This window comes from Beijerinckia indica subsp. indica ATCC 9039, from assembly GCF_000019845.1.
GTDB lineage: Bacteria > Pseudomonadota > Alphaproteobacteria > Rhizobiales > Beijerinckiaceae > Beijerinckia > Beijerinckia indica.
The window spans coordinates 2234293-2247593 of record NC_010581.1; the positions used below are offsets into that span (position 1 = coordinate 2234293).

Here is a 13301-nt window from a genome sequence, read left to right on the forward strand (position 1 = left end):
ACGAGTTTTCGTCATCGCTCAGAATTCGGCGTCAAGTTCGACGATTTCTTCGGGTTCGAGCCGTGCCGCCTCGGTCCATTCGATCATCTCGGGCATGGCAATGATTTGCTGGCAATAGGCGCTACAGACCGAATCCAATGTGACGTGATAGGTGAGGAATCGCGTGACCACCGGCGCATACATTGCGTCGGCCATGGAACGCTCGCCCATAAGAAATGGACCGCCATAGCTGGTGAGACAATTCCGCCAGATCACGGCAATGCGATCGATATCGGCCTGGGCCCGTTCCCAGACTTTGAAGTTAGGAAAATCGCCTTTCAAATTTACCGGCAAAGCCGAACGCAGGGCAAAGAAACCGGAATGCATCTCGCCGCAGATCGAGCGGCAGTGCGTCCGTTTCATTCTGTCTTCCGGCAGCAAATGCGCTTCCGGCTTGATTTCATTCAGATATTCGCCGATTGCCAGCGTGTCCCACACTTTGATCCCTTCATGTGTTAGGCAAGGCACCAGAAAAGAAGGGGACAAAAGAAGGAGCTCAGCGCGCATCGCGGGATCATCGGGCGAGATGATCTTTTCCGCAAAAGGCAGCCCGGCAAATTTCGTCAGTAACCAGCCACGAAGCGACCAAGACGAATAGTTCTTACTGCTGATCGTAAGCGTTGCACTATTCAAGGATCACTCCTCTTTTTGTATATTCTACCTCAAATATGCTCGTTAAAAAACAAGAACGTACATAGCCTGAAGTATTCCGAGAAAAATTTTACGCCGGCTTTCTGAACAGCATTTGACGAGCATAGAATAAGCAACTCATCACGGTTCACGCGCGTTATTTCGCCCGAGTGATGGTGCGCGTTGATGATTTACCAAACATATGAAGTGCAGGAGAACCTGCTCGACCTGCTCAGGCCATTGGCTGCCACGGCAGGAAAGACACTGCGATCGCCATACCCTGGGCTTGGGCAGGTTTGGCCAGCCAGTGAAATCGTCGGCATTTTAGAGACTTTCGCCAATCTTTCTGTGACGCATGTGCGCCGCCCTTTTGCCATCAACTCGGTTCTTGTGGGTGATCGCCGGGTCCCGGTGACGGAAGAAATCGTCGCTTCGACACCCTTTGCCACCCTCCTTCATTTCAAGAAGGAAACCAACCTGCACCAGCAACGCGTTTTGGTGGTCGCCCCCATGTCAGGTCATTTTGCGACCCTGCTGCGCGCGATGATCGAGACCGTTTTAGCTGACCATGACGTCTATATCACGGATTGGCACAATGCACGCGACGTCCCGCTGAGTGCGGGCAGATTCGATCTCAGCACCTTTGTCGACCATGTAATCGATTTCCTGCGCATGATGGGGGCGAGATCGCATGTCATCGCGGTATGCCAACCATGCGTCCCCGTGCTCGCCGCAGCTGCCCTCATGAACGAAGACAAGGACGACGCACAGCCTTCCAGCATGACCTTGATGGCTGGACCGATCGACACGCGCATCAATCCGACCAAGGTCAACGCACTCGCGACCCAGCATCCAATCGCCTGGTTCGAGCAGCACCTGACGGATAAGGTGCCGCTCTGTTACAAGGGCGCACGACGGGATGTCTATCCGGGCTTTCTACAACTCACGGCCTTTATGAGCATGAATTGGGACCGCCATCTTCGCGCCTTCAAGGATATGGCGGAGGCGCGGGTGGCCAATGATCTGCCAAGACTTCAAGCCATTCAAACATTTTATGATGAATATTTGACCGTTATGGACTTGCCGGCCGAACTCTATTTGCAAACCATTCAATTGATTTTTCAGGATCACGCTTTACCACGTGGCAAGCTCACGGTGCATGGCCGTCCAATCAATCCCAAAGCTATCAAACATACCGCGCTCATGACCGTTGAGGGTGAGCGAGACGATATTTGCGGCCTCGGCCAAACGCTTGCTGCCCAGGAGCTTTGCTCGGGATTGAAACCCTATATGAAGTTCCATCATGTGCAGATGGGCGTTGGTCATTATGGCGTCTTCGCCGGGCGACGCTGGAGCACTGAAATTTATCCCAGAGTGCGTTACACCATTCAAATGACAAGCTGAAAACCGGCATGGTCTTCAAGGGTGGAAGTGGCGGTCACAGGAAACCGCCACTTACGGAAACACCCCGCGCAGCCGTTTGGCCTCGGTCACGCGGGAGACGCCTTCGATCAGCGCCGCGGTGCGCATATCGAGCTTGTCGGTCTCCGCACGATGCAGCGTGCGCTGGAACGCATCAAGCAGGATCGCCTTCAATCGCTGGTTGATCTCCTCCAGCGTCCAGGTCAAGTTCTGTGTGCCCTGCACCCATTCGAAATAGGACACAGTCACACCGCCGGCATTGGCGAGGATATCGGGCAGGACGAACACGCCACGCGCATTGAGCACATCATCGGCCTCCAGGGTGGTCGGGCCATTGGCGCCTTCGGCCAGGAGACGACAATGGATCCGTTCGGCATTCTCGGCTGTGATCTGGTTCTGCAGCGCCGCCACAGCCAGCACGTCGCATTCAAGCTCCAGAAGTTCGGCATTGGAGATCGGCTCGGCGTCAGGGAATCCCTTCAGTTCTCGGTTGGTGGCGACATATTTCAAGAGCGCCTCAACCGACAGGCCCGCGGGATTGTAGAGGCCAGTAGAGACATCACTGACACCGATGATCTTTACCCCTGTTTCAGCAAGGAATTGCACTGTGAAGCTGCCGACATTGCCGAATCCCTGGACCACGGCCGTCGCCTCTTTGAGGTCGAGCCCGATGTGCTGCGCCGCGGCCTGGACAAGATAGACTAAGCCCCGGCCGGTCGCTTCCTTCCGCCCTAGGGAACCGCCGAGGACGACAGGCTTGCCCGTGACCACCGCCGGCACCGCATATCCCATCTGCTGGCTGTAGGTGTCCATCACCCAGGCCATCACCTGCTCGTTCGTACCCATATCGGGCGCAGGAATGTCTTTCTCTGGTCCAATGATGTTGATAATCTCGGAAGTATAGCGCCGGGTCAGCCGCTGCAATTCTCTGTTGGACAGACCAGTCGGATCGATCCGCACACCGCCCTTGGCGCCGCCAAAGGGCAGCTTCATGAGTGCGCATTTCCAGGTCATCCAAGTCGACAGCGCCGCCACGTCGCCAAGCCCGACGTCCTGATGATAGCGGATACCGCCCTTGGTCGGCCCCATGCTCAGCACATGCTGCACGCGGTAGCCGAAGACCGTTTCCACCTGCTGTTGATCGTCGCGGATGAAGGGAAACGATACCACCTGAGTGCGCTCTGGGAACAGCAGCCGCTGACGAAAATTGTCGTCCAGGTTCATGATCTGGGCTGCTTTCAGGAACTGCTGCTGGGCAAGCCGGAATATTGGCGAGTCCCATTCGTTACCGCGCGTCCGCGCCCGCGCCAGTGTGTAGCGGATCGCGCGGCCAAGCGAGACCGCATTGATCTGGGTTTTGAGCAGATAGGCATACGCGCCCACATCCACCGCCCGCGCGGCCAGCTTCACATCATCCATGCTGGTCAGCACGATGACCGGCGTGTCTGGGGCAGCGGCTCGGACCTTGAACAGGGTCTCCAGTTCTTGGCTGTCAGGCAGGATCAGGTCGAGCAGAACGAGATCGAGCGCGCCGCGGCCGAGCCGCGCCAAGCCATCGCTGAGACAATCAACCACCTCCACGGCACACCGCAGTTGCACGTCCCCCGCAAGAAATCGCAGGACCAGCTTAACGTGAAGGGGATTGTCCTCGACCAGCAACAGGCGAACGGGATGATCCACCATGACCCACACTCCTGAATTCTATCAGAAATATTGGGCTTCTTCACTTTCCGTGCAAGCATCAGAGCTATGGAGCAATATACAATTGATCTTATCGCTTCCCCTCGTTTTGAAAAGTGTCAAAATATCATATCACAAGGCTTCCAAGCTATGACTCTTTGCATCACGCTCGGGCGAACGACGCCAAATATTATCGACCAGAATGTAAATGCTGGTCATCAACACCCATAGCGGGAAAATGATGAAGCTCCAGCTTATGTAATAGCTGCCGAATAGAAGAACCAGAGCCATCCCGTATCCGAGAAAGACCAGCCAGCGTGGTGAGATCTCCGTATAGATTGCGAGCGTTGACGTCGTGACCATGAAAACACTTGCCATCTTTGTCATATAGATATTCACAATATTGAATATTGCGGCGCGCGCGAAATGAAAGGTCGTAGACCCTACAAGCTCCTCTGGTCGCGCATAAAAAGCGATTATGATTGCACCGATCAGGGCCGCAGCGCTGAAAAGCATGGCGAGGTATAAAAGACCACTGCCGAAAAAGACCGTCGCGAAAAATCGGTCTTCGGCCTGGCCGAGCCGGTCGCGCAGCACTCCGATGAACCAAAGAAAGGCAATTCCGGCAAAGGGAACCAGATTCAAAGCAAGAGCAACGGTTTTCGAACTATCCCTAAGCCATGATCCAGGCTCTTGTGGATCACGCGGTGTCGAAATCCACAGAAGCCAGAATATGATTATCAGGAGGACGGAAAAGACTATGCCTGCGATGGCAGCGGCCTTGGGTGTTCTTAAAGGCGCGCGAGTCAAGGTCTCATTCTGCGTCATCGCCGACGTCCTGTTGAAATCCCGCATAACAGCCAAGTTGCCACATTAATGCGGATACAAAGGGTCCATATCCGGAATATCGCCGTTGGGATGCTCATTTCATCGACGAACACAGTCCGTGCTCGCCGACATAACGAGCTTATCCATCGAGTTCCGGATAATGGCGGAAGATTCCTTGCTCGTTGAATGCCACACGGCGGTCGCTCTCGAGATAAGCGCGAATGCGCGGACCTTGCGCGACAGCATGATGCAAAGCCGCCACGCGTGGAACGTGCTTTAAGGTCCTCTTCGTACTTCGTGGGAAGGCATAGAGCAGACCTTCAACGGTCTGAAACAGCGATAAGTCGGCATAGCTTATGGCCTTGCCCACGAGATGCCGATCACCTTCGGGATTACGAGCCAAGATTTCTTCGAACCAGCCGAGGAACCGGGGGATTCGATCTTTACGGAAATATTCGGCTCGACGCAGCGCTTCCGGCTTCTGCTCCTCATAGTAAAGAGCTGCACTCAAAGGATGATGGGTGTCATGGGCCTCCGCGACGAGATCCGCGATGGTGAGTTGAATCTGGTGGGTCCACAGCCGCTTCACCTCGTCTCTGGGAGCCAGTTGGTGGCGGTCGCCGAGATAGAGAAGGATGACTGCGGTTTGGCCAATCAAAATATCCCCGTCCTTCAGGACAGGGATTGCAAATGGCGGATGAGGGATATCGTCTCGCTCAAGAAGCGCCATTAGCGCCGTGTCACCGCCACCCTGGCTGTCCGGCTTGCGGGCAATGTCGATATAATCTGCGCCTGCTTCTTCCAATGCCAGTCGGACGAACTCGCCGCGTCCCTGAATGCCGGACCAGTAGTAAAGTTCATAGGCCATGGACAAGCTCCATGCAGGCGCCATCACCGCCGTGGCAAAGCAGCGGAACCCATGAGACGGATGAAGGTTTCAAGCCCAGGGACTCTCAACCTGGATGTGTGCGCCATGGATATGATCGCGCAATCTTTTGGCTTGAATATCGCCCCTCACCAGACCTGCCCGGTGAACTCGCACAATGAATGGGACCCGCTGGAGGAAGTGATTGTCGGCCGGCTAGAAGGCGCGACTCTCCCCTCCAGGCATCCAGTTGTGTCCTGCAACGTTCCCGGCATGGCCGGACGGTTTCAAGCTTTGGTCGCGGGCCTGCATTATCCCAAAATCATGGTCGAGCGGGCACAGCGCGAATTGGACGGATTCATCGCTCTCCTGCAATCCTTGAACATTACCGTGACACGGCCGGAACCCGTCGATCACAGGAAGCGTTTCGGTACACCCGAATGGTCTTCACGCGGCTTTTGTAATGCCTGTCCGCGCGACAGCATGCTGGTGATTGGCGATGAGATCATCGAGACACCCATGGCTTGGCCGTGCCGTTATTTCGAGACGCATTCCTATCGTCCTATCCTCAAGGATTATTTCCGGCGTGGCGCGCGCTGGACGGCCGCGCCAAGACCACAATTAAGCGATGATCTCTATGACGGCGACTACCATCCGCCCCGGAAGGGCGAACCGGTCACTTATATCCTGACCGAATTCGAACCCGTCTTCGACGCCGCCGATTTCATCCGTTGCGGGCGCGATCTGTTTGTCATCCGCAGCAATGTCACCAATCTTTCCGGCATCACCTGGCTACGCCGCCATTTAGGCGAGACCTATCGCATTCATGAGATCACGAGCCGCTGTCCCAACCCCATGCATATCGATACGACCATTTTGCCCTTGGGTCCTGGCAAATTGCTGATCAATCCCGATTATATCGATATCGAGCAATTGCCGCCCATCCTGAAAAAATGGGATATTCTCGTCGCTCCCGAGCCGGACCCGATCGATGATCTTTTTCTGAAAATCACCTCGCTCTGCGGCAAATGGCTCAATATGAATGTGCTGACGATCGATGAGAAACGCGTCATCGTCGATCAGCATCACAAAGGCATGATCGACGCTCTGGAACGCTGGGGGTTCGAACCCATCCCCTGCCCGTTTCTGCATTATGCCGCCTTCGGCGGAGCCTTTCATTGCGCGACGCTCGACATCAGGCGACGCGGCACATTGCAAAACTATTTTTGAAACGGCTCGCCCTGCTCACGAGGTGACTTTCAAGCCAATGATCCCGATGAGAACGAGGCCGATGGAAACGAGTCTCGGCCAATTTGCTGGCTCGTGGAAAAGATAGATACCAAGCACAACCGTACCAACGGCGCCAATGCCGGTCCAAACAGCATAAGCAGTGCCGACCGGCAATGTTTTGAGAGCAAGACCAAGAAAGCCGATGCTCGCGACCATGGCAACGAGAGTGGCGATGCTGGGCAGGAGAAGCGAAAAGCCGCGCGTATATTTGAGGCCAATAGCCCAGGCTATTTCGCACAGGCCCGCAATCAGCAGAAAAATCCAGGCCATCGACAATTCCTTGCTCTTTCTAAAACAGGCGGAACCAGCCGAACGGTCAGCCAGCGGTCATCATTCCGTTTTGAATGTCAAAGCGCTCGCGCCTCGTTGATGACCATTTCCGCGATCGCGTCAATATCCTGCAAAGAAAGAGAACGAATGGAACCTGGGAAAATCATTGGATCTTCACTCGCAACCGCGATGATACCGGGCTGAGACGGAAACAAGGCGTCTTTGCCGATGGCAGGCCGATAAACCTCGATGGATTGGGGCACAAGCGCATGAAATCCCTCGACCAAAACGAAATCGACCGGCGCAAGGCGGCCGATCAATTCCCGCAGATCGAACTTTTGCTCCGCATCCTGTTCATGCATCAGCACCCAGCGCTGGTTGGAGATCAGCATCACTTCAAAAGCGCCAGCCGACCGATGAATGAAGGAGTCCTTGCCAGGGCGATCAATATCGAAGCCATGATGGGCATGTTTGAGCGTCGACACTCTATAGCCGCGCGCGCAAAGCGCCGGGATCAGGCGGGCGATCAGCGTCGTTTTTCCCGACCCACTCCGGCCGATAATACCCATCACCTTAGGAAAGCTCATGAGGACGCCGCTTTATGGTGCCGTGATAAAAAGGCTTATAGCATCGCTCATGCATCCGAATGAACGAGGAATGTTCTCGCTCAGAAAGAAGCAACACCACGGCATGAGATCCGATCATCGGAACGATCGGGTTAGGCGCTCTTCTTCACAAGCAAATCTCCATTCTGCTCCCGCGAAAGCCAGTCCAAACGCTGCATGTCACTGACACACCAGGCGAGATCCGCATCGGATACTGTCAGGGAAGAACAAAATTCCATTCGTTCAAGCCCCTCACCGCTGGGCATGACGGAAAGGGTCGCGGCGAGCGGCAGGCCAAGACCGCCATGCGCGACATCCGTGGCCAGCAATTGAGCAATTTCATGCTGGCGCTCTTGATCGTTACAGAGATGAATGCCCTCTGATATTACGGTTTGAAGAAGAGACAGCCCTGTTGACCCTCTATCCAGCCAATTTTGCGAGACGATCAGGCATTTCTCGATATGGCCGGGCACCACATCCGCCGATCCCGCGATCATGAACCCAAGTCTATCGAGACAGGCTTCGGCCCCCCAAGGCGGACCGGCACAAAATCCATCGATCTCTTGGCGCGCCAATGCCGTGACCATCTGATCCGGCGGCATGACAAGGGTTTCCACGGCATGATCGGGATCGATATCGATCGAGGCTAGAAAACGGCGCAGGATCAGATTGTGGGTCGAGAAAATATGGACGACCGCGAGACGCGGCATGCGGCCAAGCCGTTGCTTCCAGCTGTCAAAGATTTGCCGCCGCGCATTGTCGCCAAAAGGCCGGCTCATGTCATCGGGCCTCATCCCTCGCAGCACGATCATATTGCCACCCCGGCTCAGCGCGGCGGCGATATGAAGACCGACCCTGCGCCCACGCTGCCCCGCCGCCGTGGCCAAGGCCAGTGGCGGAAACATGATCGCGGCATCGAGCGCGCCCCAGGTCAGCTTATCGGCGAGATTGGCCCAGGAGGGCTCCACCGAAATCTGGGCTTCGATCCCAGCCGCCTGAAAAAGCCCGAAGCGGTGCGCCACGAGGACCGGCGCGCTATCAGCCAGACGCAACAGTCCGATACGAATGGGAAGTCCGCTCATCCTTCGTGACCTTCTGAACTTGTACGAAGATAATCTTCCGCCACGTCGGCCAATTTCCTCGCCTGATCCATGGCCCGCCGCCGCAGCCAGCGATAGGCCTCGGGCTCGCTCATCCGGTTCGTCCGCATCAAGACCGCCTTCGCACGATCGACCGTCGCACGATCCGAGAGCTGTTGCTGCGCCACGCGCAATTCATCCTCCGTGCGGCGGAAACGATCATAAAGCGCGATCGCCGCCCGCAGCAGCGGCTTCACATCCTTCGGAGGCGTATCTACGACATTATAAGAGCATACACCTGCCTCAAAGGCAGCCTCCATCAAATCCGTATCATCCTCATCGACGAAGAGCACGACCGGACGCCTTGAGCCGGACACGGCCAGAGCGCGCACACTATCGAGTGCATCACGATCAGGCCGTGAAATATCGACCAGAACGACATCTGGACCATGGAGGGAAACGGCATCGATCAGGGATTGTCCAGGAACGAGCCGCACCAATTCAAGAGACGGATCACCCGCGAAAATATCCGACAAGGCACGCGCGCGGCCACGGTTTTCATCCGCCAGCAGAATCCTCATTCCGCGCCTCAATAGACATCACGCCGATAACGCCCAGCTTGGGAGAGTTTCGATATATAATCATCCGCGCGTTCATCGGCCATATTGCCATGCCGCGCCACGATGCGCCGCAAAGTGGCGTCCACGTCACGAGCCATATGCGCGGCGTCGCCGCAGACATAGACATAGGCTCCATCCTCAAGCCATTGCCAGACATCGGCGCCTGCCGCCATCATCTTGTCTTGCACATAGACACGCTCCGCCTGATCACGCGAAAAAGCCGTATCGAGCCGCGTCAGGCAGCGCGAGACCATGAACCCTGCCAGTTCCTCGTGATAGTAGAAATCGGACGCGACGTGCCGCTCTCCGAAAAACAACCAGTTTCCGCCTTGAGCGGCCTTCGCCTGGCGATGCTGAAGAAAACCCCGAAACGGCGCTATGCCGGTCCCCGGTCCGATCATGATGATCGGCACGCCAGGATCCTGCGGCAAATGAAAATGAACCGACGCCTGCACAAAAACCGCGACGCCACACTCTTGCGCCCGATCGGCGAGGAAGGTGGAACAGACACCGGGATGCTCGCCCCGCGCCACGCCAACGGTCAGATGGACTTCATGCGGATGAACCTCAGGCGAGGACGCGATCGAATAGAGACGCGGCTGCATCTTGCGAAACAGGACGGGAACCTCCGCCGGCGAGACCTCAAGCCGGACATCGCGGAGCAAATCAAGCACATGCCCACCTTCCGGCCTCCCCAGGCGCTCCAGGAGAGCCGGCGTTGGACGCGACAGATCCAGCCGCCGACGCAGCGCCTCCTTGAGCCCGATCTCACTCTGGCCACGCAGCGACAAAGGTGTATCCTCAGGCAGACCAAGGCTTTTCAATACACTCTCGACCGCCGCATCATCGTGAACCGGCCAGACCCCAAGCGCATCGCCCGGTTCGTAAGTCAGCCCCGTCCCGGAAAGATCGAAACCGATCAATCGCGTATCCTTGTCGGAATCTGCGCCGGTGAGACGCTGGTTGAGGCAGAGGCGCGCCGTGGCCGGGTGATCCCGGCTTGGCACTTCCTTGTTTGAGGCCGCCTTTTCCGCGACCTTTCCAGCCCCTCGCTCCGGCTGGCTGCTTTGCTCTTTCACGCCTTGATCGGAGAGATGGGTGAGAAGTTGGCTACGCCACGCCTCGACATCCTCTTCATAATCGGCTTCGCAATCGATGCGGGCCAGAACGGGCTTTGCCCCCAGGGCGTCCAAGCGCTCATCCAGCGCACGGCCGAAACCACAAAAACTGGCATAAGAGGAATCGCCCAGCGCCAAAACGGCATAGGACAATTCCTCGAACCGATCTTTCCGGGCGCGCAGCATGTTCCAGAACGCCGCGCCATTATCGGGGGCGTCACCATCCCCGAAGGTCGAGACGACGAACAGGGCCAAACCTTTTTCGAGATCCTTGGCGCGGCAGGTTTCCAGACTGGCGCAAACCACCGCCCTGCCCGCCTCCGTCAACCATTGAGCCACCTGCCCCGCCAAAGCCTCCGCCCGTCCGGTCTGCGAGGCCCACCAGATCTTGATGGCAGCGGGTTGCGGGATCACGGCTTGTGCGGACCGCGACCGTGAAAAGAGACCGGCCAGCATGCCGTTCACGAACAATCTTTGCGACAGGTCAAGCGGCGCTTTCTCCGGCACAACAGGCACTTCCGTCCCAGCCACAGAATCTTCCGCCGCGACACCCGCCAGGAAGCCGCCAAGCCAGAGACGCGCCTCATCGGAAAAATCAGCCGGCGCCGTCAGCGAGACATCAAGAAGCCGGGCCAACGCTTCAATCTTCACATCAACCTTCCTGTCGGTTTGCTCCGGCGATGCTTTCAAGGCACTATTATGCCCCATTGCCGGAGGCAGGCCTTCAAGATGCACGGCACATAATTTGAAGCCGGGCTGAAGAGAAACCGGATCCACCGCATCGGATGTCAGCGCATTCACGGCCAGTTCGTCACCGAAACGATCATTCCAGTGAAACGGGGCGAAACAGCTCCCCGGAGCGACACGGTCGGAGAGACGGGCTGGCAGAACGGCCTCGCCACGCGGCGAGCGGATACGCACACCCTCCCCCTCGCGTACACACAGGCTTTGAGCATCGTCTGGGTGAAGTTCGATAAAGGGACCGGAATTGAGACGGTTCAATCCCTCGACCCGCCCGGTCTTGGTCAGCGTATGCCATTGATGCTGCAGACGGCCCGTATTCAGCAGAAAAGGATAAGCATCGCGAGGCTGTTCTTCCGGCGGCATGAACGGGCGTGCATAAAAGGCAGCCTTGCCATCCGGCCTCGCGAAAGTCGGCCAGGGCGCGCCGCGTCCCTCGACCGGTTCCTGCGCAGGATTGATATAGCGGATCGGATGACGCTGATCTGTATCGCCCGGCGGGCAAGGCCATTGCACCGGTCCCTCGCGCAGCCTTTCATGGCTGACGCCGCTCACATCATAACCAGTCCTCGGATTGGCGAAGCAACTAAGCTCGGCAAACACATCCCCTGCAGTTTCATAGGCAAAGGCATCACCAAAGCCCATGGCTCGGGCGATGCGGGCAATGATCTCCCAATCCGCCATGGCCTCACCCGGCGGCGGTACGGCCTGGCGGGCCAGGGTCAATGTCCGGTCGGAAGAGACCTGCACGCCATCCCCTTCCGCCCACAAGGCGCCCGGCAGGAGAATATCGGCAAAGGCCGCGGTTTCGCTATCGGCAAAGGCATCCTGCACAACCACCAGCTCAGCGCGTTCCAGCGCCTCGATCACGTGGCTGCGATGCGCGACGGTCGCCACCGGATTGGTGCAGATAATCCAGCAGGCGCGGATCTCGCCACGCGCCATAGCGTCAAACATGCCGATCGTGCCAAGGCCCGCATCCTCCCGGATCATTCCCTGCGGCAGCGACCATTGCGCCTCGGCAAAAACACGGTCCTCGGCTACGGTGACCACGCGCTGTCCCGGCAGACCGGGACCCATATAGCCCATTTCCCGCCCGCCCATGGCATTAGGCTGACCCGTCAAAGAAAAGGGTCCCGCACCGGGGCGGCAGATGGCACCCGTGGCGAGATGCAGGTTACATAATGCGTTTGTGTGCCAGGTCCCCATGACACTCTGGTTGAGTCCCATGGTCCACAGACTCATCCAGGCCTGCGCCTCGGCGATCCACCGCGCCGCCGTCTCGATATCATCACGGGCGAGTCCTGTCAGTTCCACAACACGCTCGGGCGTGTAGGCAGCGAGGAATTCCGGCATCGCGTCCCAGCCTGTCGTGCAAGCGGCAATGAAACGCTTGTCGATCGCACCCTCGCGAACCAGGATATGCAAAAGCCCATTTAACAACGCGAGATCAGTGCCTGGGCGGATCTGCAGAAACAAATCCGCCTTGTCCGCCGTCGCCGTCCGACGCGGATCAACCACGATCAGTTTGGCTCCCGCTCGCTTGCGGTCGAGCAAACGCAAAAACAGGATCGGGTGACAATCGGCCATATTCGCGCCGATCACAAAAAACAGATCGGTGCAGTCGAAATCCTCATAGCTGCCGGGCGGTGCATCGGCGCCGAGAGACAATTTATAGCCGGTCCCCGCACTCGCCATGCACAAGCGCGAATTGGATTCGATATGCTGCGTGCGGATGAAACCCTTGGCCAGTTTATTGGCCAGATATTGCGCTTCCAGCGACATCTGGCCAGAGACATAGAGCGCAATGGAATCAGGACCATGCGTCTCCATGAGAGCGTGCAGTTTCGAGGCAATTGCATCGATTGCCACGCTCATGGGCATGGTTTCCACCGCACCCCGTCGCGTCGGACGCCGCAAGGCCGCGGTTAGACGCGCGGGTGAGGCAATCGGCTTATCGCAGGAACTGCCCTTGGTACACAGCCTGCCGCCATTGGCGGGATGATCCGCATCCCCACGAATACGGGTGATGCGATCATCCTCGACTTCCATGACAATTCCGCAACCGACCCCGCAATACGGACAGACGGAACGGATATTTCTGCGTGCCATCG

General features: G+C 57.4%; 11 protein-coding genes. 2 read left to right on the top strand and 9 right to left on the bottom strand.

Annotated features, from left to right (window positions below):
- Positions 1–18 precede the first annotated feature (18 nt).
- Positions 19–672, bottom strand: coding sequence for a glutathione S-transferase family protein (locus BIND_RS09915; RefSeq protein WP_012384938.1), 654 nt, complete (start codon positions 670–672; stop codon positions 19–21).
- Positions 673–855: 183 nt separating this feature from the next.
- Here BIND_RS09915 and BIND_RS09920 point away from each other — a divergent pair, with 183 nt between their 5' ends.
- Positions 856–2073, top strand: coding sequence for a polyhydroxyalkanoate depolymerase (locus BIND_RS09920; RefSeq protein ID WP_012384939.1), 1218 nt, complete (start codon positions 856–858; stop codon positions 2071–2073).
- Positions 2074–2124: 51 nt separating this feature from the next.
- On the opposite strand, the gene BIND_RS09925 is transcribed toward BIND_RS09920, so the two are convergent.
- The 3 genes from BIND_RS09925 to BIND_RS09935 all read right to left on the bottom strand — a co-directional run bounded on the left by BIND_RS09925 (position 2125) and on the right by BIND_RS09935 (position 5467).
- Entirely contained in the window at positions 2125–3774 is a 1650-nt protein-coding gene (locus BIND_RS09925; protein ID WP_012384940.1) for a Glu/Leu/Phe/Val dehydrogenase dimerization domain-containing protein, read from the bottom strand.
- 129 nt (positions 3775–3903) lie between these two features.
- Entirely contained in the window at positions 3904–4599 is a 696-nt protein-coding gene (locus BIND_RS09930) for a hypothetical protein (protein WP_012384941.1), read from the bottom strand.
- Between the two features lie 139 nt (positions 4600–4738).
- Positions 4739–5467, bottom strand: a complete 729-nt coding sequence (locus BIND_RS09935; RefSeq protein WP_012384942.1) for a glutathione S-transferase — start codon at positions 5465–5467, stop codon at positions 4739–4741.
- A gap of 105 nt (positions 5468–5572) precedes the next feature.
- Here BIND_RS09935 and BIND_RS09940 point away from each other — a divergent pair, with 105 nt between their 5' ends.
- Positions 5573–6694: an amidinotransferase gene (locus BIND_RS09940; RefSeq protein ID WP_041778024.1), complete on the top strand. Its 1122-nt coding sequence runs from the start codon at positions 5573–5575 to the stop codon at positions 6692–6694.
- A 15-nt stretch (positions 6695–6709) separates the two neighbouring features.
- On the opposite strand, the gene sugE is transcribed toward BIND_RS09940, so the two are convergent.
- The 5 genes from sugE to BIND_RS09965 form a co-directional block, all read right to left on the bottom strand.
- On the bottom strand, positions 6710–7024 hold the full coding sequence (gene sugE, locus BIND_RS09945) for a quaternary ammonium compound efflux SMR transporter SugE (RefSeq protein WP_012384944.1): 315 nt from the start codon (positions 7022–7024) through the stop codon (positions 6710–6712).
- 77 nt (positions 7025–7101) lie between these two features.
- Positions 7102–7611: a molybdopterin-guanine dinucleotide biosynthesis protein B gene (gene mobB, locus BIND_RS09950; RefSeq protein WP_012384945.1), complete on the bottom strand. Its 510-nt coding sequence runs from the start codon at positions 7609–7611 to the stop codon at positions 7102–7104.
- 131 nt (positions 7612–7742) lie between these two features.
- Positions 7743–8711, bottom strand: a complete 969-nt coding sequence (locus BIND_RS09955; RefSeq protein WP_012384946.1) for a CmpA/NrtA family ABC transporter substrate-binding protein — start codon at positions 8709–8711, stop codon at positions 7743–7745.
- On the bottom strand, positions 8708–9289 hold the full coding sequence (locus BIND_RS09960) for an ANTAR domain-containing response regulator (protein WP_012384947.1): 582 nt from the start codon (positions 9287–9289) through the stop codon (positions 8708–8710). The genes BIND_RS09955 and BIND_RS09960 overlap by 4 nt, the downstream gene beginning before the upstream one ends.
- An 8-nt stretch (positions 9290–9297) precedes the next feature.
- Entirely contained in the window at positions 9298–13299 is a 4002-nt protein-coding gene (locus BIND_RS09965) for a bifunctional nitrate reductase/sulfite reductase flavoprotein subunit alpha (protein ID WP_041778025.1), read from the bottom strand.
- Positions 13300–13301: the final 2 nt, after the last annotated feature.